This window comes from Micromonospora sp. C41 (assembly GCF_018070485.1).
GTDB lineage: Bacteria > Actinomycetota > Actinomycetes > Mycobacteriales > Micromonosporaceae > Micromonospora > Micromonospora chalcea.
In genome coordinates this window covers 130,817-150,214 of record NZ_JAGPXP010000007.1, presented here as the reverse complement: position 1 = coordinate 150,214, position 19,398 = coordinate 130,817, and the positions used below count along the sequence as shown (strand labels likewise).

The 19,398-nt window shown below is 73.3% G+C and carries 22 protein-coding genes and 1 tRNA gene; 3 read left to right on the top strand and 20 right to left on the bottom strand.

Going from position 1 to position 19,398, the window contains the following annotated elements; translation table 11 throughout:
* Nucleotides 1–32 precede the first annotated feature (32 nt).
* The gene (locus KBX43_RS10735) at nt 33–1,517 is read left to right on the top strand and encodes a CYTH and CHAD domain-containing protein (protein ID WP_210884226.1); all 1,485 of its coding nucleotides are present in this window, start codon (nt 33–35) and stop codon (nt 1,515–1,517) included.
* 100 nt (nt 1,518–1,617) lie between these two features.
* Here KBX43_RS10735 and KBX43_RS10730 read toward each other — a convergent pair whose 3' ends face one another.
* From KBX43_RS10730 to KBX43_RS10715, 4 genes are all read right to left on the bottom strand, one after another.
* Complete coding sequence (locus KBX43_RS10730; protein WP_069087424.1) at nt 1,618–1,938, bottom strand: hypothetical protein; 321 nt, start codon at nt 1,936–1,938, stop codon at nt 1,618–1,620.
* Nucleotides 1,939–1,976: 38 nt separating this feature from the next.
* The gene (locus KBX43_RS10725) at nt 1,977–2,735 is read right to left on the bottom strand and encodes a Bax inhibitor-1/YccA family protein (RefSeq protein ID WP_030501314.1); all 759 of its coding nucleotides are present in this window, start codon (nt 2,733–2,735) and stop codon (nt 1,977–1,979) included.
* A gap of 123 nt (nt 2,736–2,858) precedes the next feature.
* Nucleotides 2,859–3,704 (bottom strand): Bax inhibitor-1/YccA family protein, encoded by an 846-nt coding sequence (locus KBX43_RS10720; protein ID WP_043326550.1) that lies wholly within the window; start codon nt 3,702–3,704, stop codon nt 2,859–2,861.
* A 110-nt stretch (nt 3,705–3,814) separates the two neighbouring features.
* Nucleotides 3,815–3,895, bottom strand: a tRNA-Leu gene (locus tag KBX43_RS10715).
* Between the two features lie 101 nt (nt 3,896–3,996).
* On the opposite strand from KBX43_RS10715, the gene KBX43_RS10710 reads away from it, so the two are divergent.
* Complete coding sequence (locus KBX43_RS10710; RefSeq protein WP_307851497.1) at nt 3,997–5,814, top strand: hypothetical protein; 1,818 nt, start codon at nt 3,997–3,999, stop codon at nt 5,812–5,814.
* Between the two features lie 54 nt (nt 5,815–5,868).
* Here KBX43_RS10710 and KBX43_RS10705 read toward each other — a convergent pair whose 3' ends face one another.
* The 11 genes from KBX43_RS10705 to KBX43_RS10655 all read right to left on the bottom strand — a co-directional run bounded on the left by KBX43_RS10705 (nt 5,869) and on the right by KBX43_RS10655 (nt 14,797).
* A complete protein-coding gene (locus KBX43_RS10705; protein ID WP_043326553.1) occupies nt 5,869–7,200 on the bottom strand; it encodes an NAD(P)/FAD-dependent oxidoreductase in 1,332 nt (443 codons plus the stop codon).
* A gap of 103 nt (nt 7,201–7,303) precedes the next feature.
* Nucleotides 7,304–7,867 (bottom strand): hypothetical protein, encoded by a 564-nt coding sequence (locus KBX43_RS10700; RefSeq protein WP_210884224.1) that lies wholly within the window; start codon nt 7,865–7,867, stop codon nt 7,304–7,306.
* 55 nt (nt 7,868–7,922) lie between these two features.
* Complete coding sequence (locus tag KBX43_RS10695; RefSeq protein ID WP_210884223.1) at nt 7,923–9,284, bottom strand: DUF58 domain-containing protein; 1,362 nt, start codon at nt 9,282–9,284, stop codon at nt 7,923–7,925.
* The gene (locus KBX43_RS10690; RefSeq protein WP_043326556.1) at nt 9,284–10,282 is read right to left on the bottom strand and encodes a MoxR family ATPase; all 999 of its coding nucleotides are present in this window, start codon (nt 10,280–10,282) and stop codon (nt 9,284–9,286) included. The genes KBX43_RS10695 and KBX43_RS10690 overlap by 1 nt, the downstream gene beginning before the upstream one ends.
* Nucleotides 10,282–10,866 (bottom strand): hypothetical protein, encoded by a 585-nt coding sequence (locus KBX43_RS10685; protein ID WP_064447685.1) that lies wholly within the window; start codon nt 10,864–10,866, stop codon nt 10,282–10,284. Before KBX43_RS10685 ends, KBX43_RS10690 begins: the two co-directional genes overlap by 1 nt.
* Complete coding sequence (locus tag KBX43_RS10680) at nt 10,863–11,594, bottom strand: DUF4129 domain-containing protein (RefSeq protein WP_043326558.1); 732 nt, start codon at nt 11,592–11,594, stop codon at nt 10,863–10,865. Before KBX43_RS10680 ends, KBX43_RS10685 begins: the two co-directional genes overlap by 4 nt.
* A gap of 20 nt (nt 11,595–11,614) precedes the next feature.
* On the bottom strand, nt 11,615–12,328 hold the full coding sequence (locus tag KBX43_RS10675; RefSeq protein WP_209963995.1) for a uracil-DNA glycosylase: 714 nt from the start codon (nt 12,326–12,328) through the stop codon (nt 11,615–11,617).
* Between the two features lie 19 nt (nt 12,329–12,347).
* Nucleotides 12,348–13,052 (bottom strand): dienelactone hydrolase family protein, encoded by a 705-nt coding sequence (locus tag KBX43_RS10670; RefSeq protein ID WP_043326560.1) that lies wholly within the window; start codon nt 13,050–13,052, stop codon nt 12,348–12,350.
* A 246-nt stretch (nt 13,053–13,298) separates the two neighbouring features.
* A complete protein-coding gene (locus KBX43_RS10665) occupies nt 13,299–14,231 on the bottom strand; it encodes a hypothetical protein (RefSeq protein WP_210884220.1) in 933 nt (310 codons plus the stop codon).
* Nucleotides 14,228–14,560, bottom strand: coding sequence for a PadR family transcriptional regulator (locus tag KBX43_RS10660; RefSeq protein WP_209960039.1), 333 nt, complete (start codon nt 14,558–14,560; stop codon nt 14,228–14,230). The genes KBX43_RS10665 and KBX43_RS10660 overlap by 4 nt, the downstream gene beginning before the upstream one ends.
* Before the next feature lie 48 nt (nt 14,561–14,608).
* Nucleotides 14,609–14,797 (bottom strand): hypothetical protein, encoded by a 189-nt coding sequence (locus KBX43_RS10655; RefSeq protein ID WP_370446773.1) that lies wholly within the window; start codon nt 14,795–14,797, stop codon nt 14,609–14,611.
* Nucleotides 14,798–14,975: 178 nt separating this feature from the next.
* Between KBX43_RS10655 and KBX43_RS10650 the strand changes: the two genes are divergently transcribed.
* A complete protein-coding gene (locus KBX43_RS10650; RefSeq protein ID WP_176921700.1) occupies nt 14,976–15,164 on the top strand; it encodes a hypothetical protein in 189 nt (62 codons plus the stop codon).
* Between the two features lie 98 nt (nt 15,165–15,262).
* Here KBX43_RS10650 and KBX43_RS10645 read toward each other — a convergent pair whose 3' ends face one another.
* Genes KBX43_RS10645 through eno form a run of 5 tightly spaced genes read right to left on the bottom strand, consistent with a single transcriptional unit; the run spans nt 15,263 to nt 19,275 of the window.
* Complete coding sequence (locus KBX43_RS10645; RefSeq protein WP_209963994.1) at nt 15,263–16,192, bottom strand: Ppx/GppA phosphatase family protein; 930 nt, start codon at nt 16,190–16,192, stop codon at nt 15,263–15,265.
* Between the two features lie 46 nt (nt 16,193–16,238).
* A complete protein-coding gene (locus KBX43_RS10640; RefSeq protein ID WP_043326570.1) occupies nt 16,239–16,748 on the bottom strand; it encodes an amino-acid N-acetyltransferase in 510 nt (169 codons plus the stop codon).
* 1 nt (nt 16,749) lies between these two features.
* Nucleotides 16,750–17,304 carry a DUF501 domain-containing protein gene (locus tag KBX43_RS10635; RefSeq protein ID WP_064447681.1) on the bottom strand — a complete coding sequence of 185 codons (555 nt, stop codon included), beginning with the start codon at nt 17,302–17,304 and terminating at the stop codon, nt 16,750–16,752.
* A gap of 23 nt (nt 17,305–17,327) precedes the next feature.
* Nucleotides 17,328–17,963, bottom strand: coding sequence for a septum formation initiator family protein (locus tag KBX43_RS10630; RefSeq protein WP_043330639.1), 636 nt, complete (start codon nt 17,961–17,963; stop codon nt 17,328–17,330).
* Nucleotides 17,964–17,991: 28 nt separating this feature from the next.
* On the bottom strand, nt 17,992–19,275 hold the full coding sequence (eno, locus tag KBX43_RS10625) for a phosphopyruvate hydratase (protein ID WP_064447680.1): 1,284 nt from the start codon (nt 19,273–19,275) through the stop codon (nt 17,992–17,994).
* Nucleotides 19,276–19,398: the final 123 nt, after the last annotated feature.

Sequence of the window (19,398 nt, the reverse complement as noted above, 5' to 3'; positions counted from 1 at the left end):
CGCCGGCGCGCGGGCCGGGTACGGGAGGCCGTATGGCGACCGTCGTGGAACGTGAGCGCAAGTACTCCGGCGACGAGGGTTTCCAGCTGCCCGACCTGACCGGGTGCGGTGGCGTCGTGACCATGTCCGACGCCACCGTCTCGGATCTGGACGCCGTCTACTGGGACACCGACGACCTGCTCCTGCTGCGCAGCGGGCACGCGCTGCGCCGGCGTACCGGGGGGCACGACGCGGGCTGGCATCTCAAGGTGGGCGCGGTCGGCGGCGCGCGGGTCGAGCACCAGTTCCCGGCCGGGGCGTCCGACGACGGCCCGCCGTCCGAGCTGGTCGCGCTGATCCGGGGCGCGTCGCGGGGCCGTACCGTCGCTCCGGCCGCCCGGGTGGTCAACCGCCGCCGGGAACGGCGGCTGCTGGACGCGGACGGCCGGGTGCTGGCCGAGGTGGCCGAGGACGACGTCCGGTCCGGGGATCTGGTGGACGGCGCCGCGCGGACCTGGCACGAGATTGAGATCGAGCTGGTCGACGGCGACGAGGCGCTGCTCGACGCGCTGGGCGAGCGGCTGCGCGCGGCAGGTGCCCGGGAGGTGGCGGTCAGCAAGTCGCACCGGGCCGTCGCGGGCCGGATCGAGCGCTTCGACGACCGGGAACCGGACGGCCCGGCGGGGCCGGTCCTCACGTACGCCAGGGCGCAGCGGGACGCGATCGTCGGCAACCACGCGGCCGCGTACCAGGGTGACGAGGACGCGGTCCACGACATGCGCGTCGCGGCCCGCCGGTTGCGGGCGACGCTGCGTACGTTCCGGGGGTTGTGGGACCGCCGGGAGAGCGAGGCGGTCCGGGCCGAGCTGCGCTGGCTCGGCGGCGAGCTGGGCCGGGTCCGCGACACCCAGGTGATGGCGGCCCGGCTCACCGAGGCGGTGCACGAGCTGCCGGACGAGCTGGTGCTCGGCCCGGTGGCCGCGCGGATCGGCGAGCGGTTCGCGGCCGACCTGGCCGGGACGACGGTGGCGCTGCGGTCCGCGTTGGACTCCGACCGCTATGCCGAGCTGCTGGCCCGCCTGGATCGGCTGGTCGACGGCGCACCTGCCGACGTGGGCCGGCGCTGGGTGGACCGGCGGATCCGCAAGGCGGTACGCCGTGCTGACGAACGGCTGGACCGGGCGCTCACGCTCGAAGGGACGGCCGGGGACGCGGCGCTGCACGAGGCGCGTAAGAAGCACAAGGCGGCCCGGTACGCGGTGGAGGTGCGGGAGCCGAGCGCCGGCAAACCGGCCGCCCGCCTGGTGAAGCGGTTCAAGGCGCTCCAGGATCTGCTCGGCGCCCACCAGGATTCGGTGGTGACCCGGGAGACGCTGCGGCGGCAGGCGCTCCAGGCGTACGCCGACGGCGAGAACACGTTCACCTACGGCCTGCTGCACGGGAGGCAGGCGGAGGCCGCCGGCCACGACCGCCCGGCGGTCCTGCGGGCACGCGACCGGGCCCGACGCCGCAAGGCACGCCGCTGGCTCAACCCCTGACCGCCCCCGCCACCCGGTCGATCATGAAGTTAGCGGGGATCCGCGTCCGTTTTGTCGCCGCCAACTTCATGATCAACGCGACGAAAGGGCAGGGGGCGGGTCAGAGGGCGGCGCGGGTTCGGGTTATCGCCTCGGCGGCCTCGGCCAGGACGGGGGCGGGGGGATCGGCCAGCGTCAGGTCGGCGGTTACCACGCGGAGCTGGTCTGGGAGCGCCTGGTCGCTGGGGAGCCGGGGCACCTCGCGGCGCGGCTCGCCCGCCGCGTCGGCGGCCAGGTTGGCGATCTCCTGGACCAGCTTGTGCACCAGGTCGGCCCGGGACACGTTGCCGCCCTCGGCCTTGGCCGACCAGCGCGGCTGCTGCCAGTGCCCCACCTGTCGGACCAGCAGGGTCACCGCCCGGTCCAGTTCCGCTGCGCTCATCGCCGCCGAGTCTACGGCGACGCCGGGCCGGAGCGTGCTCAGCGGCGTACGTAGCTGAGCAGGCGCAGGATCTGCCAGTACAGGAAGATCAGCCCGACGAGCAGCCCGAACGCGCAGTACCAGGCGTAGCGGCGGGGCAGCCGATTCGCGGCCGACCGCTCGACCAGGTCGAAGTCGAGGATGAAGCTGAGCGCCCCGGCGATGATCGCCACCACCGAGAACACGTACGGCAGCCAGCCCACCCGGTCGCTGAGGCTGTAGACGGCCACGCCCTGCCGCCCGGTGAACAGGTACGCGAACAGGTTGACCAGGCCGATCGCCACGATCCCGACGAGCGTGCCGATGACCAGGCGGGCCAGGCGCGGCGTGGCGCGTACCAGCCGGGCCCGGTAGAGCACCGCCATGCCGAGGAAGACGCCGAACGTGCCGACCACCGCCTGCGCCACGATGCCCGGGTAGACCAGTTCGAAGGCGCGGCTGGCCACCCCGAGCAGCAGCCCCTGCAACACGGCGTACCCGACGATGACCGGCGGACTGGTGATCTGCTTCAGCGAGATGACGAGCACCAGGGCGAGGCTGGCCAGCGCGCTTCCGGCCAGCGCGGCGGAGATCCACGCGGCCTGCGGCACCAGCACCCAGGACAGCGCCGCCGTGACGCCGGTGACCAGCAGCAGGCCCACGGTGCGGCTCACCACGTCGGCCACTGTCATCGCGTCGGCGGTTCCGACCCCGAGCACCTGCCGTTCGGCGCGGCCGACGTCGTCCAGCCGGTCCAGCACCGGATTGGCACTGCGCACCGTGACCACCTCCCGCCCACGTACCCGAGTCCCACTCTGCCCCGGGCGGCCCGGAAGAGGCGGGAAAACGGCGACGCCCGCCGCCGCGGATGCGGCAGGCGGGCGTCGGCAGAAAGCGAGACGTCAGTCGTCGCCCTGGAAGTAGCTGAGCAGCCGCAGGATCTCGATGTAGAGCCAGACCAGGCCGACCACGATGCCGAAGGCGGCCGTCCACGAGTAGCGCTGCGGGAGTCCCATCCGGACCCCCTCCTCGATGTCGGCGAAGTTGAGCACGAAGCTCAGCGACGCCACCACGATGCAGACCAGGCTGAAGCCGATGGCCAACTTGCTGCCATCCCGCAAGCCGGTGTTCACGCCGGCCAGGGACAACACGAAATTGATCAGCATGACCGCGAAGAGGCCTGCCATGATCGAGACCAGGATGCGGGCGAACTTCGGGGTGGCCCGGATGATCCGCGCCTTGTAGATCATCGCCATGAGGAAGAAGACGCCGAAGGTCGCCACCACGGCTTGGAGCACGATCCCGTCGTACCGCGCCTCGAACGCCTTGCTGACCATGCCGACGAAGACGCCCTCGATGATCGAGTACGCCACCACGAGCGCCGGGTTGGCCATCCGGGAGAACGAGATGATCAGACCCAGCACCAGGCCGACCACCGCGGCGCCGATCCACGCCACGCCGACGAGCGAGTCCGGCACGAGCACCCAGGCCGCAGCGGCCGAGGCGCCGAGGATGGCGAGCATGAGGACCGTCTTGACGACCACGTCGTCGAGCGTCATCGGGGTCACGGTGGGCGGTGCCACCGGCTGGCCGTAGCCGCCCGGGTAGGGCTGGGCGTAGGGCTGCTGCGGGTACTGCTGCTGGGGGTATCCGGGCTGACCGTAAGGCCCGGGCTGGGCGTACCCGGCCGCCCGCTCACGCTCTGCCGCCTGGCCGAGCCGGGCGAGCACCGGGTTCGAGGTCTTCACTTCTCAGGCCTCCCTCAGGGGGTCGATCGCACGTAGACGTGCTACTCCAGGGTAGACGTGGCCGCAATCGCGCGTGCGACGGCTAGCTGTGGGAAACCTGAGAGTTCGTGTGCCCGGGGCGGGGGTCGAACCCGCACGCCTTGCGGCAGCCGCTTTTAAGGCGGCCGTGTCTGCCGTTCCACCACCCGGGCGGGTGACACCGGCGCGCCGACACGCGCGGTGCAGATCTCACCGTAGCGGCTCGGCCGCGACCCGGCGTACCCCGACGGCTGCGGCCGTTATGGTCGAGGCCGTGACCAGCGCCGCCCGCACGGCCTCCGGGCCCGACCAGGTCCGGGCGGCCCGCCCGGCGACGGTCACGCGGCGGATGACGGCCGCCGTCCGGCGGCGCCGCGCCGACCTGCTCGTGGGGCTGGCGTTCGCCGCGTTCGCCGCCTGGCTCACCCACGGCCTCTGGCCGGCGCCGGGCACGCGGGTACTCGCGCTCAACCCGGCCGACCAGACGCTGTACGAGTGGTTCCTGGCGCTCGACGCGCGTGCCCTGCGCGGCGAGCTGAGCCTGGTCAGCGACCGCCTGAACGCGCCGGACGGGGTCAACCTGATGGCGAACACCTCGGTCGTCGCGCTCGGCGTGCCGCTCGCCCCGGTCACGCTGGCGTTCGGCGCGCCGGTCACGTTCGCGCTGCTGGTCGCGCTCAACCTGGCCGGTACCGCGCTGGCCTGGTACCTGCTGTTCACCCGCGTCCTACGGGCCCGTCCGCTCGCGGCCGGGCTGGGCGCGTCACTGTGCGGCTTCGGGCCGGGCATGGTCTCGCAGAGCAACGGCCATTTGCACATGACCGCGCAGTGGCTGGTCCCGGCGCTGGTCTGGCTGGTCGTCCGGCTGCTACGCGCCGCCGACCCGGCCGGGCGCCCGGACGGCCCGGACCGCCGCCGGATGATCTCGTCGGCGGCCGGGCTCGCCGCTGTCGTCACCGTGCAGGTGTTCGTCGGCGAGGAGGTGCTCTTCCTCACCGCGCTCACGCTGGCGGTGATGACGCTCGCGTACGGGCTGGCCGACCGGGAACTGCTGCGCCGGGCCGGTCCCGGCTTCGCCCGCGGGCTGCTGGGCGCGGCCGGGCTGGCGCTGCTCGTGCTGGCGTACCCGCTCTGGGTGCAGTTCGCCGGTCCGCAGGGCGTCGCCGACGGGATGTTCCCGCCCGCCTACTTCTCCGCCGACCTGGCCGGCTGGACCCGCCTCTCCGCGCTGACCGTGTTCGGCAGCCCGGAGGCGGTCCGGCTGACCACCGGTCCGGCCGAGTTCACCACGTTCCTCGGCTGGCCGCTGCTGCTGGTCGCGGTCGGCTGCGCGGCCTGGCTGGGCCGGCGGCCGCTGGTGGTGGCGCTGGTGGCAGGCGCGCTGGTGACGGCCGCGCTCGCGCTCGGCCCCGAGGTCGTGGTCGGCGGCGAACGGACCGGGCTCCCCGGCCCGTACCGGCTGCTGGCCGGGCTGCCGGTGGTGGACGGCGCGCTGCCGATGCGCTTCGCGCTGGCAGTGCTGCCGCTGGTCGGTACCGTGCTCACGCTCGCCGTGCACCGGGCGCTCGGCGAATCCGGCCGGGCCCGCCGGGGCGTCCCGATCGCGGTCGGCGCGGCGGTGCTCAGCGTCCTGCCGACGCCGCTGCCCACGATGGACCGGCCGCCGCTGCCCGAGTTCGTCACCGGCGGCCACTGGCGGCAGTGCGTACGCCCCGGTGGGGTGCTGGTGCCGGTGCCCACTGCCACTCCGCAGACCCCCTGGCCGATGCGCTGGGCCACCGCCACCGGCGTCGGCTTCGCCATGCCGGAGGGCTTCTTCATCGGCCCGTACGGGCGGGGCGGCTCGGCCACCATGGGCACCTGGCAACGCCCCACCTCGGCCCTGCTCGCCGACGTGGCCCGCCGGGGCGTGGCGCCGGCGGTCGGTGACCGGCAGCGCCGCCAGGCCGCCCGGGACGTCGAGTTCTGGCGCGCGTCCTGTGTCGCGGTGACCGACGACGCGCCGCACGCGGACATGCTGCGCCGCACCCTGGAGCAGTTGTTCGGGCGGCCGGGTACGCGGCTCGCCGACGCCTGGACCTGGCGGTTCTGAGCCACGAAAACGGCGCGGGGACCTTCCGTTCGGAAAGTCCCCGCGCCGGATCCGTCAGACGCGCGCGGCGACCGGCGGGGCGGACGCCTCGGCGAACTCCTCGCGCGGGTCGTGCAGCTGACCCAGCGCCACCACCTCACGCTTGAGGAAGAACGCCAGCGTCCAGTCGACCACCACGCGCACCTTGCGGTTGAACGAGGGGATCCGCGACATGTGGTACGTCCGGTGCATGAACCAGGCCGGCCAGCCGGTCATCTTGATGCCGTAGACCTGCGCCACACCCTTGTGCAGGCCGAGGCTGGCCACGCTGCCGGCGTGCTTGTGCTTGTAGTCGACCGGCTCGCGCCCGCGGATCACGTTGGCGATGTTGTCGGCCATCCGCGCCGCCTGCCGCACCGCGTGCTGGGCGCTCGGCGAGCAGAAGTTGCCCGGCTCCTTGGTCAGGTCCGGCACGGCGGCGCAGTCGCCGGCGCTCCACGCGCCCTCGACCACCCGGTCGCCGTCCACGATCTGCAGCGTCGGCCGGCAAGTGACCCGGCGGCGCTCGTCGCGCGGGAAGTCCGTGGCGTCGAGCATCGGCGACGGCTTCACACCGGCGGTCCAGACGATGGTGTCGGACGGGAAGCTGTCGCCGTCGGAGAGCTTCACCACACCGTCGACGCAGGACTCCAGCCGCGTGTCCAGGCGGATGTCCATGTCCCGCTTCATCAGCTGCTGCACCGTGTAGGCGCCCATGTCCCGGTCGACCTCGGGCAGCACCCGCTGGGTCGCCTCGACCAGCACCCAGCGCATCTCCTCCGGCTTCAGCTCCGGGTAGTAGCGCAGCGCGTCGCGGGCCATGTCCTCCATCTCGGCGAGCGCCTCGATGCCGGCGTAGCCGCCACCGACGAAGGTGAACGTCAGCGCGCGGCTGCGTACCGCCGGGTCGGTGGTGGAAGCCGCCACGTCGAGCCGGTCCAGCACGTGGTTGCGCAGGTAGATGGCCTCACCGATGGTCTTGAACCCGATGCCGTGCTCGTGCAGGCCGGGAATCGGCAGGGTGCGGGAGACCGAGCCGGGCGCGACCACCACGTGGTCGTACTGGATCTCCCGGGCCGGGCCGCTGATCGGCTGCACCACTGCGGTCATGCGGTCGTGGTCGATCCGGGTGACGGTGCCCGCCACCACGGTGCACTTGCGCAACTCCCGCCGCAGCGGCACGACGGCGTGCCGCGGGGAGATGTTGCCCGCCGATGCCTCCGGGAGGAACGGCTGGTACGTCATGTGCGGCTGCGGGTCGACGACGATGACCTCGGCCTCACGCCTGCTCAGCTTCTTGGACAGGCGCAGAGCGGCGTACAGGCCCACGTGACCGGCACCCACGACAAGGATCCGCTTCGGGTTCACGTCATCTATCTTTCCCCGGGGGCCCCCGGTAATCCCGCGCGAGACCCCCTTCTGTGACGGAGCACAACCCATGTGACCTGCGCAACGTCATCGGAACGCTGCGTCACTTGCGGCGCAGCAACCAGCCCAGCAGCGCGCTCAGCCCCACCGCCACCAGCAGCCCCACCACTGTCGCCGCCTGCGAGCCGTCCGTCCCGCCGACGCCACCCAGCCACGCCAGCACCACGCCGAGCACAGCGCTGGCGAGCACCACCCCGCCCGCCCGGCTCAACCACCGGAACACCGCATCCGGGTCGATCAGCCCGTCGTAGGGCAGCAGCGCGGCGAGCGCGCAGAGCGAGTGCGCCAGATAGAGCAGCGTCGCCACGGCGAGCAGCCGCCACAGCGCCGGCGGCCGGTCGAAGCCGAGCGTGGCCAGCAGCCAACCGCCGACCGTCACCAGCGCGGCGAACGTCGGCCAGATCCGGCGCGGACCGAACGCCGGCAGCACCGCGGCCACCGCCAGGGCCAGCAGCGAGCGCGCGGTGAGGGCCTGCACCGGGTACGCGAGCAGGAAACCGGCCAGCACGGTGAGGAAGATGCCGCCGCGTACCAGCAGCGGCAGCGGGCTGACCCGGGCGGCCGCGTACCGCAGCGCCCGCACCCGCTCGACCAGGGCGTCCGTCACTGAGCCGGCCTTTCGTTCGCGACTGCGGGACTCCGCTTCGCTGCGTTCCTCGCGCTCACCGCAACCCTGCCTTCGGGGCGGTCGCCAGCCGGGCCACGTCGCGGAGCACCTCGTCCAGGCTGCCCGCGCCGGCCCAGCGCACCACCGGCACGCCGTGCTCGCGGAGCTGGCCGATCATCGTGTCCCGGTCCAGCCGCCACAGCCGGTACGCCACCTCGGCCCAGCCCCGCTCCTTCGGCACCGGCAGTTCGGCCGGCAGCGTGTCCACCGCCACCACGAACCGGCCGCCGCGGGCCAGCCGGGCCAGCATCTGCGCGGACCGCTCGTCGAGCAGCGGGGTGAGCACCACCACGAGCGCGTCCGAGGAGAGCAGTTGCGGGCCGAAGACCTGGTCGTACGGCTCGTGCGGGGACGACTCGGCGTGCACGTCGAGCAGCCACTCCAGCACGGTCAGGTACTGCCGCCGCCCGGTGGCCGGACGCAGCCGGCGCGCGGCCGGGCCGTACTCCAGCATCGACACCCGGTCACCGCGGTGCAGGTAGTGCTCGGCGATCGCGGCGGCGGCCCGCACCGTGGTGTCCAGCACCGACGCCGGGCCGTTCACGCCACCGGAGCGGCCCGCCTCGGCGAGCACGTCCAGCAGCACCACCACCTCGGCGTCCCGGTCCGAGAGCGTCGCCGCCACGTGCAGTTGGCGGGCCCGCAGCGACACCCGCCAGTCGATGCGGCGCAGCCGGTCGCCGGGCGCGAACACGCGTACCCCGGCCAGCTCGCCGCCCTCCCCCGGCCGCCGCGACCGGTGCGCGCCGACCAGCCCGGCGGCCCGGGGCATCGCCTCGACCGCGTCGAACGGCTCGGTACGCGGGTAGACCCGGGCCCGGATCGGGTCGGTGATCACCGCGCGGGAGACCAGCAGCCCGTCGGCGACGGCGACCCGCGCCCCGGCCGGTCCGATCGGGTGCCGCCCCCACCGCAGCGCCGTGCCGGTCAGCTCCAGGTCGACGGCGCTGCCCCGGGGTACGGAGGTGACGAACGGGCGGTCCGCCCCGCCGGAGCGGCTCACGTCCAGCCCGGTGCCGCCGAAGCCGACCTGCTCCACGCGCAGCCAGCGCGACATCCGCGTCCGCACCACCGCGAGGTCGTACCCGACCAGGTCCGGGTTGGCCACCGCGACGGTCGCGGCCAGCGGGGAGCCCTCGACCAGGTGGGTGTCCCCGACGCCCAGCTCCAGTTCCGGCAGGCCCGCGGGGCGGCGGCGCAGCGCGTACGCGGTGCCCAGCGCGAACGGCGTGGCGAGCACCACCAGGTCGATGCGGCCGAGCAGGACCGCCGCGACGAGCAGCACGCCGGTGAGCAGCACGGCCCGGCCGAGCGCCCAGGTGGGTGCCCAGCCGCTCGCCGCCTCGGCCCGATCCATCAGCGCCCGGCGGCGTAGCTGGGCAGCGCGCCGCTGGCCGGGGCGGGCGTGGACTCCAGCACCTCGCCGACCACGAACGCCGGATCCACCCGGCGCAGCCACATCTCCGGCCGCAGCGTGATCCGGTGCGCCAGCGCGGGCGCCGCCACCGCCTTGACGTCCTCCGGCACCACGTAGTCGCGGTTGGCGAGCACCGCCCGGACCCGGGACAGCAGCAGCAGCGCCAGCGAGCCGCGCGGGGACGCGCCGACGAGCACCGACGGGTGCTCCCGGGTGGCGGCGGTGAGCGCCACGATGTACCGGCCGACCGAGTCCTCGACCACCACGTCCTCCAGCGCCGCCTGCATGGCGCGCAGCGTCGCGGCGTCCACCACCGGCTTGATCTCCGCCTCCTCGCGGCGGCGGGCGATCCGGCGGCGCAGCACGTCCCACTCCTCGTCGTGGCTGGGGTAGCCGAACGACACCCGCAGCAGGAACCGGTCGAGCTGCGCCTCCGGCAACGGGTACGTGCCCTCGTACTCGATGGGGTTGGCGGTGGCCAGCACGTGGAACGGCTCGTCCAGGCGGTAGGTCACGCCCTCCACCGACACCTGCTTCTCCTGCATCGCCTCCAGCAGCGCCGACTGCGTCTTCGGCGGCGTCCGGTTGATCTCGTCGGCGAGCAGCAGGTTGGTGAACACCGGCCCGGCCCGGAACGCGAAGTCGCCGCTGCTCTGGTCGTAGAGGAACGAGCCGGTCACGTCGGCGGGCAGCAGGTCCGGCGTGAACTGGAGCCGCCGGAAGTCCAGCCCGAGCGCCTGCGCGAAACAGCGCGCGGTGAGCGTCTTGCCCAGGCCGGGCAGGTCCTCCAGCAGCACGTGGCCACCGGCGAGGATGCCGGCCAGTACCAGCTCCAGCGCGTCCCGCTTGCCGACCACGACGGTGCCGACCGCCTCCAGGACGGCCCGGGCGAGCCGGCCCACCTCGGCGGGGGCCATGCTCCGGTCCACGTCGTTCATCAGATCTTCTCCAGTTCGGCGACGATCGCCGCGAGGTCGCGCGGCGACGGAGGGCGGCGGGCGGGGGTGGTGAGGAACGTCCACAGTGGCTCGCCGAGCAGGGCGCGGGCGCGGGCCGGATCGGACTCGCGGGTGACGCCGTGGCGCTGGCGCAGCCGCTCGTCGGCCAGCTCGCCGAGGCGCGGCAGGATGCGTTCGGTGAACCGCTCCCGGTTGTCGCCGGACCAGTCCAGCGGGCGCTCCCAGCCGTTGATCGCGGTGCGCAGCGCGTCCCGGGCGGACCAGTTCCAGGTGCCGGGCTCCTCACCGGCGGGCGTCCGGGCGCCGGCGCGGGGCGGCGGCGGGGGCGACAGCGCGGCGGTGACCCGGCGTACGGCGAGCACGGCGAGCACCCCGGCCACGATGATCCAGATCGGCACCTTCAGGCCGACCGCGCGCAGCCCGACCACGACCACCACCACGACGGCGGCGGTGACCGCCGCAGTACGCAGCAGCAGGCGTGCCCGGCCACCGCCCGAGGGGCGTACGTCCTCCCCGGCGGGCTCCTCGCCGAACGACAGCAGGTCGTCGATGCTGGTGCTCACGACGCCTCCCCCGCCAGGCTGGTCAGCTCGCCGCGCAGCCGGCGTAGCGCGGCGCGGGCCTGGTCCCGGGTGTGCTCGTCGACCGGGTGCGTGGCGTACCGGGCCTCCCGGTAGACGTGCGCGAACCCGTCGAGCACGTCGGCGCTGGCGATCGCCGGGATGCCGGCCTCCGGGTCGCCGCGCAGCAGCCGGGCCACCAGGTCGGTCGGGGTGTCGCCGGTGTGCCGGGGCACGCCCGCGTCCTCGGCGGCCTCCTCCAGGCGCACCCAGCACGCGATGACGGCGGTACGCGGGTCGGTGGAGCGGTCGTCCAGTTCGACGAGCCCGGCGTCGAGCGCGGCCACCACCTCACGCGCGGTCCCCTCGGCGGTACGCCGGGAGCGCCGCACCGGCACCGCCCGGGTCGTCCGCCGCAGCGCGCCCCGGAGCACGTTCCACAGGACGTACCCGATGGCGCCCAGCACCACCGCGAACAGCAACGCCACGGCGGCGGTGGCCAGCCAGTCGGGCACACCGCCCGACGTGGACTCACCCACGTCGCGGGGTTCCACCGGGTACGACGGCACCGCCTCGGGCGACGGGTACTCCGGCACGTACGGGATGGTGTCGGCGGCCGGCGGGATCCGGCTGGCCCCGATGGCGGAGTGACCGGCGGCGAACGCGGCGAGCGCGAGCAGCACCGTCACCGCGGCGACCGGCCACCACCTGCGCAGTACGCCGAAATCCATCCCACCGCCTCAGGTGTTCCTCAGTCCACCCCGGCCAGGTCCTTCGCCCGGGTGAACACGTCGTCCAGCATCGCCGGTGTGAGCCGGCCGGTGAACGTGTTCTGCTGGCTGACGTGGTAGCAGCCCAGCAGGTCCGGCACGGACTCGCCGGACCAGTGTGCCCCATGGCCGAACGCCGGTCGCGGCGTGGGCGGCCGCTGCCCGTACACCTGGCGTAGCACCGGCCACCACGCGGCCCACGCGAACGCGCCCAGCGCGACCACGACGCGCAGCGTGGGCCGGATCAGTTCGACCTCGCGGTGCAGCCACGGCGCGCAGGTGTCCCGCTCGGCCGGGGTGGGCTTGTTGTCCGGCGGCGCGCACCGCACGGCGGCGAAGATGCGCGTGTCACGCAGCGTCAGGCCGTCGTCGGCGGAGACGCTCGTCGGCTGGTTGGCCAGCCCAGCGCGGTGCAGCGCGGCGAACAGCACGTCACCGGACCGGTCCCCGGTGAAGATCCGGCCGGTGCGGTTGCCGCCGTGCGCGGCCGGCGCCAGACCGAGAATGGCGATGCGCGCGTCCGGCGGGCCGAGGCCGGGCACCGGCCGTCCCCAGTAGTCCTGGTCGCGGAACGCGGCGCGCTTGACCCGCGCCACCTCCTCCCGCCACGCCACCAGGCGCGGGCAGGCGAAGCAGTCGCTGACCGCGCCGTCGAGGTCGGCCAGGTCGGCCGCCCGCGCGGCGCGGGCGACCACGTCCTGCGGGGTACGCGACTCAGCCAAGCTTCGCCCGGAACAGTTCCAGCGTGCGGGCCCAGGCGGTGGCGGCGGCCCGCTGGTCGAAGTGCTCCGGCCGGTCCTCGTTGAAGAACGCGTGCGCGGTGCCCGGGTAGTCGAACGTCTGGCAGGTGCCACCGGCCGACTCGATGGACCGGCGGACGCTCTGCACCCCGTCGGCGGCGGACAGGCCGTCCGCCTCGGAGCAGTGGATGAGCGCGGCCTTCCCGGCGTAGCCGGCCCAGCCGCCTTCGTCCGCCGCTCCCACGGCCATGCCCTCCCAGGGCAGGCGCGGGTAGAACCCGGCGGTGGCCACGATGCGCTCGGAGAACGTGCCGGACCACAGGGCCAGGCTGGCGCCCGCGCAGAACCCGGCGCAGCCCACCTTGCCGGCGACCTCGGGCCGGCTCGCCAGGTATTCGGCGGCAGCGGCGATGTCGCTCGCCGCCTCGTCCATCTGGGAGCTGTTGAGCATCAGCCGCGGCTCGGTCGGCTTCACGGCCGGTCCGCCGTGCCGGAAGTCGGGCGCGAGCGCGACGAAGCCGGCCTCCGCGAAGCGGTCGACCACGGCCCGTACGTGGGGTACGAGACCCCACCAGTCCTGGATGACGATGACCGCCGGGCTGGCCACACCGCCGGAGGGTATCGCGAGATACCCCTCGCTCGTCCCCCCGTTGCCGGTGAAGCTCACCATCTCGCCCATGGGCCCGTCCTCCTTGCGGTCAGTCAACGTTGGCTGGTCGCACAGTTGGCTGTTACGTGCCGGTAGCGTGCCACGCGGTCAGCGGCCCGGGGAAGACAGAACAACAGTGGCATTCACCTCCTGTAGACCTCACAGACCAGTGGCCGACGCCCCGCACCACAACCCGGCGAGATCTTGGAAGCTTGCGGCCCTTATGAGCCCTTATGAGGGCCGTTTCCTTCCAAGATCTCGCGGTATCGAGCGCGCTCAGGGAGTTGACGTGGGTTCCGGGGAAGCGGTGGGGGTGGCACTGCCGGTGGGCGCGAGTGCGGGCGGAGCGATCGACGGCGAGGCCGGCGGACCGAACGGGGCCAGCTCCGGGCAGTACGGGTAGGTGTTACGCATCTCCGGCACCGCGCCGGCGTCAGCCATGCAGCTCGGCCAGCCGAGCCGGATCGGCACGCCGTTCTGGTCGAAGAGCCGCGCGTCGCGGATCAGCCGCCCCTGCTGGTCGTAGACGAAGACGTCCTCGATCCGGTCGTACCTGTGGTCCACCGACGTCTGCTCGTAACTGCCGTAGCTGTCGGTGTCGGCGCGCTCGTCCACCTGGGCCAGCACGGCGAAGGAGAACAGCAGCAGCGCGGCGGTGCCGATCTGGTGCAGTTGCCGCCGCCACCCGGTGATCCCGGCGGATCGGCGACCCCACCACATGGACGCGACGATCGCGCCGATGAGCAGCAACAGCCCCGTCGAGCTGTTGCCGTCCAGCCGGGGCACCAGGCCGGACCGGCCGTCCACCATCCACGCCACGATCAGCGCGGCCAGCCATCCGCGCACCAGCCACCAGGCCGGGCGCAGCGGGCGCAGGAAGTCGCTCACCGTCTCGTGCCCGAGCACCGGGCCGAGCTGGCGGTCGAGCAGACGCAGCTGGGTAGCCGCCTCCCGCCGGGCCTCGGCGAGGCGGTGGAAACGCGCCGGCCGCCGGCTCGGCTGGGCACCGGCGACGGCGCGCAGCTCGGCGGCGTACGCCTCGGGGGCGCCCAGGCGGTCGACCAGCGTGCCCTCGCCCTCGGCGGCAACCTCGGCGAGGTGTTCCGGCAGTTCCTCGGTCAACTCGTCGCGGACCTCCGGCGGCAGGTCGGCGAGCGCGGCCCGCACCCGGTCGACGTAGTCCGTGATCTCCTGCCCCGTGACGGTCATGCCGCCATCCCCCGATCGTCGAGCAGCGCGTCCATGGTGGTGGCGAACGAGCGCCAGGTCTTGCCGGAGCGGGTGAGCTGGTCACGCCCGGCGGAGTTGAGCGAGTAGTACTTGCGGTGCGGCCCGGACTCGCTCGGCACCACGTACGTGGTGAGCAGACCGGCCGCGAACAGCCGGCGCAGCGTGCCGTAGACCGAGGCGTCGCCGACCTCGGTGAGACCGGCCTCGCGTAGCCGCCGCAGGATGTCGTAGCCGTACCCGTCCTCGTCCTTGAGCACGGCGAGCACCGCGAGGTCGAGCACGCCCTTGAGGAGCTGCGTGGTATCCACGCTCCGCACACTAGTGCGCAATACGCACTACCGTCAACGACACAGCACCTACAGGCGGGCGGTCCATCCGATGAAACGGTCGAACAGGTCGGCCGGGTTCGGGTTGGTGCGCAGCAGGTCGGCGGTGGCGTCGAACAGGCAGCCGGCCATGTGGATCGACAGGGCGACGCGGTCACGCCGGTAGTCGAGCAGCAGCAACAGGCGGGCCGGCTGGCACGGCCAGGGGGCCGCGCACACCCGGCACAACCACAACGGCCGCATCGGGACGTGCGGCCGCACGACCCGGCGACCGCGATCGGGTACGGGAGAACAGTTCCCCATGCTCATCCCCCGATCGTGTCGCCTTCTATTGTCAGTGTCAATAGCCTCCGTAGTTGTCGCTGTTCGGCGACGTCGACGCTGCCATCGTCAACGTGTGGAGCTGGTGGGCGTGTCGGAGATCCGGGCGATGCTCGGCAACGTGTCGCGTCAGCGCGCATCCGTGATCGCCAACCAGCGCAACTTCCCGGAGCCGATCGCCGTGCTGGCGATGGGCAAGGTCTGGCGGAAGTCCGACGTCGAGAAGTGGATCAGGGAACACCGCCCCGACCTGGCGACGGACTGACGCCGCCCGCCCCTTCTTGTTGACCAAGGAGTTGGCGGCCCCGGAGGCGTCCGGATCGGACACAAACTCCTTGATCACCGCCGGAAGGGGCCAGAGGGCTAGGCGAGGCTCCAGGCGATGCCGTCGAGGATGTCGTGCTCGGAGGCGACCACCGACGGCATCCCGGCCCGCTCCATGATCACTCGCAGCACCAGCGCGCCCGCGCCGATCACGTCGGCCCGCCCCGGGTGCATCACCGGGTACGCCAGCCGCTGCTCACTGCTCTTGCCGAGCAGGTCGGCGGTCACCTCGGCCACCTGCTCGTACGAGACGCGGGCGTGGTGGATGCGGCTCGGGTCGTACTCCTGGAGCCCTTGCGCCAGCGCGACCACGGTGGTGACCGAACCGGCCAGCCCGACCAGCGTGGCGGCCTCGCGGCCGGGCACGGCGGCGAGCGCGCGGTCGACGGCGGCGGCGATGTCGGCCTCGGCGGCGGCGATCTGTGCCGCGGTCGGCGGGTCGCCGTGCAGGTGGCGTTCGGTCATCCGGACGCAGCCGATGTCCACCGAGATCGCGCCCCGGACGCCGTCGGCGCGGGTGCCGACGACGAACTCGGTCGAGCCGCCGCCGATGTCGACCACCAGGTACGGCGGTTCGGCGTCGGCGGGCAGGCCGCGCACCGCGCCGGTGAACGACAGGCGTGCCTCCTCGTCGCCGGTCACGACCTCGGGCGGTACGCCGAGCGTGCGCTCGACCATCGTCCGGAAGTCGGCGGCGTTGGAGGCGTCGCGGGAGGCCGAGGTGGCGCACATGCGTACCCGCTCGGCGCCGGACTTCTCGATCTCGGCCGCGTAGTCGGCGAGCGCGACCCGGGTCCGCTCGATGGCCTCGGGGGCGAGCATGCCGGTCTGGTCGACGCCCTGCCCCAGGCGGACGATCTCCATCCGCCGGCTGACGTCCACGAGCGGCACCGTTTCCCCGGCCGAGGGGCCGGGCAGGTCGGCGATCAGCAGTCGGATCGAGTTGGTCCCGCAGTCGATGGCTGCCACACGCGCACTCACGGCGCCCACCCTACGGCAGCCCGCCCGGGGCAGCTCAGAGGCGCAACAGCATGCGGGAGTTGCCCAGGGTGTTGGGCTTGACCCGTTCCAGGTCCAGGAACTCCGCGACACCCTCGTCGTACGAGCGCAGGAGCTGCTCGTAGACCGGCTGCGGCACGGGCGCGCCGTCGATCTCGCGGAAGCCGAACGAGCCGAAGAAGCCGGTCTCGAACGTGAGCACGAAGATCCGGGCGATGCCCAGGTCGCGCGCCGAGTCGATCAGCTCACCGACGATCCGGTGCCCGATCTTGTGGCCCCGGCAGGACGGGTCGACCGCCACCGTCCGGATCTCGGCCAGGTCCTCCCACATCACGTGCAGCGCGCCACACCCGACCACCGTGCCGTCCGGCGTCACCGCGACCCGGAACTCCTGCACGTCCTCGTACAGCGTCACAGTCGCCTTGCTGAGCAGCCGCCGGTCGTCGGTGTAGGTGTCCACCAGCCGCCGGATGCCGCGCACGTCGGCGGTGCGGGCCCGGCGCACAGTGATCTGGTCGGCGCTCATCTCACTCCGCCGGCACGTCCACGCAGGGGCCGGCGGCCCACCACTTCTCCACCAGCGCCAGCGTCTCGTCGCCGAACGGGTTGACCCCCGGCCCGGCGGCGAGCGCGTGCCCCAGGTGCACGTGCAGGCACTTCACCCGCCCCGGCATGCCACCGGCCGAGATGCCGGCGATCTCCGGCACCTCGCCGATCGCCTCCCGGCGGGTCAGGTAGTCCTCGTGCGCCGCCCGGTAGCGCGCGGCCAGCTCCGGGTCCTCGGCGAGCCGTTCGGCCATCTCCTTCATCAGCCCGGCCGACTCCAGCCGGCTGCACGCCGCCGTGGCACGCGGGCAGGTCAGGTAGAACAGCGTCGGGAACGGCGTGCCGTCGGCCAGCCGGGGCGTCGTCTCCACCACGTCGGGCAGGCCGCACGGGCACCTGTGGGCCACCGCACGGGTGCCGCGCGGCGGGCGTCCGAGCTGCGCGGCCACCGCGGCCAGGTCGGCCTCGGTGGCCGGCTGGCGTTCCGGCGGGGGTACGGAGTCCGCCGCCGGCTCCTGCGGTGGTACGACGCTCAAGGTTGTGCCTCTCGAATCAAAGCTCACTTGTCCTGGCGCTCGGCGTTCGCCGCCCGCACGCTCGACCACAGGGTGTCGTACCAGGGCTCCGGCGCGGTCGGCGCCCCCGGCTTCGCGTCCTTGCCGGCGTCCTTGGCCGCGCCCTCCGGGTCGGAGAGCACCACCAGCAGCGTCTCGCCCGGCTTGCCCATGAAGAACCGCTCCCGGGCCTGCGTCTTGACGTACTCCGGGTCCTTCCACTTGGCCGCCTCGGCGGTGAGCCGCTCGATCTCGGCCCGCTGGGCGGCCTGCGCGGCCTCCATCCGTTCGATGTCCGCCTGCTGGTCCAGGTAGACCCGGACCGGATAGGTGTACGCCAGCGCGAGCGCGATCAGCACCGCGAACAGCACTGTGGCGCGCCCGGTGAAGCGCCGGGGTTGGGGTGCGGTGAGCCGCTTGACCGGACCACCGGCAGCGGTACGCCGGGCCGCGGCGGGGCGGCTCGCGGAGCGTACGCCGTCGCTGGCCCGGGACGCGCCGGGTGACCGGCCGGCGGCGCGCGTCTCCGCGCGGACGCCGTTGTCGCGGGCCGTGGACCGGACCCGGGCGCCGCCCGTCCGGCCGGGCTGACCCGGCCGACGGGCGGGCCGCTGGCCACCCGGTGTGCGGCGCTGCTGCATCGTCACACCCCTCCCCCGGAGCGCTCGCTCAGGCCGAACGGTAACGCGGGAACGCGCCGGCGCCGGCGTACCGCGCCGCGTCGGCCAGCTCCTCCTCGATCCGCAGGAGCTGGTTGTACTTGGCCACCCGGTCCGAGCGGGCCGGGGCGCCGGTCTTGATCTGCCCGCAGCCGGTGGCGACGGCCAGGTCCGCGATGGTGGTGTCCTCGGTCTCGCCGGAACGGTGGCTCATCATGCACTTGAAGCCGGCCCGGTGAGCCAGGTCGACGGCGTCCAGCGTCTCGGTGAGCGAGCCGATCTGGTTGACCTTGACGAGCACCGCGTTGGCGGCCCGCTCCGCGATGCCCCGGGCGATGCGCTGCGGGTTGGTCACGAACAGGTCGTCGCCGACGATCTGGATCCGGTCGCCGAGCGCGGCGGTCAGGGTGGCCCAGCCGCTCCAGTCGTCCTCGGCCAGCGGGTCCTCGATCGACACGATCGGGTAGTCGCCGGCGAGCTTGGTGTAGTAGTTGCTCATCTCCTCGGCGCTCTTCGCGGTGCCCTCGAACGTGTACGTGCCGTTGTCGAAGAACTCGGTGGCGGCCACGTCGAGCGCGAAGACGATGTCGGTGCCGAGCCGGTAACCGGCCTTCTCCACCGCCTCGGCGATCAGGTCCAGCGCGGCGGCGTTGGTGGGCAGGTTCGGGGCGAAGCCGCCCTCGTCACCCAGGCCGGTCGACAGGTCCTTCTTCTTCAGCACCGACTTCAGCGCGTGGTAGACCTCGGCGCCCGAGCGCAGCGCGTCCCGGAACGTCGGCGCGCCGATCGGCGCGATCATGAACTCCTGGATGTCGACGTTCGAGTCGGCGTGCGCGCCACCGTTGAGGATGTTCATCATCGGCACCGGGAGCAGGTGCGCGTTCGGGCCGCCCAGGTAGCGGAACAGGCTCAGCTCGGCGCTGCCCGCGGCGGCCTTGGCCACGGCCAGGGAGACACCGAGGATGGCGTTCGCGCCCAGCTCGCCCTTGTTGTCCGAGCCGTCGATGTCGATCATCTTCTGGTCGATCAGCCGCTGCTCGCTGGCCTCGTAGCCGATGAGCTGGTCGACGATCCGGTCCTCGATGTTGGCGACGGCCTTCTCGACACCCTTGCCCAGGTAGCGGTCCTTGTCACCGTCGCGCAGCTCGACCGCCTCGAAGGCGCCGGTGGAGGCGCCGGACGGCACCGCGGCGCGGGCGATCGTGCCGTCGTCGAGCCCGACCTCGACCTCGACCGTCGGGTTGCCCCGCGAGTCCAGGATCTCCCGGGCGACGATTCCCTCGATGGTTGCCACTGAGTCGCTCCTCGTTTGTGTGGTTCCGGTCCGATATGGGCCGCGACGGTGCGGCTGAGGCAGGTGTTGAACGCAGCGTATCGGTCCCCGCCCCGCCGTACGCCGCTCGGGGCGGCCCCCGAG

Bases quoted from the DNA above. Each gene is read 5' to 3' on its own strand.
- KBX43_RS10735 (WP_210884226.1), top strand. From the start codon at position 33: ATGGCGACCGTCGTGGAACGTGAGCGCAAGTACTCCGGCGACGAGGGT.
- KBX43_RS10730 (WP_069087424.1), bottom strand. From the start codon at position 1,938: ATGAGCGCAGCGGAACTGGACCGGGCGGTGACCCTGCTGGTCCGACAG.
- KBX43_RS10695 (WP_210884223.1), bottom strand. From the start codon at position 9,284: ATGGATCGGGCCGAGGCGGCGAGCGGCTGGGCACCCACCTGGGCGCTC.
- KBX43_RS10690 (WP_043326556.1), bottom strand. From the start codon at position 10,282: ATGAACGACGTGGACCGGAGCATGGCCCCCGCCGAGGTGGGCCGGCTC.
- KBX43_RS10680 (WP_043326558.1), bottom strand. From the start codon at position 11,594: ATGGATTTCGGCGTACTGCGCAGGTGGTGGCCGGTCGCCGCGGTGACG.
- KBX43_RS10670 (WP_043326560.1), bottom strand. From the start codon at position 13,052: ATGGGCGAGATGGTGAGCTTCACCGGCAACGGGGGGACGAGCGAGGGG.
- KBX43_RS10665 (WP_210884220.1), bottom strand. From the start codon at position 14,231: ATGACCGTCACGGGGCAGGAGATCACGGACTACGTCGACCGGGTGCGG.
- KBX43_RS10640 (WP_043326570.1), bottom strand. From the start codon at position 16,748: ATGAGCGCCGACCAGATCACTGTGCGCCGGGCCCGCACCGCCGACGTG.
- KBX43_RS10630 (WP_043330639.1), bottom strand. From the start codon at position 17,963: ATGCAGCAGCGCCGCACACCGGGTGGCCAGCGGCCCGCCCGTCGGCCG.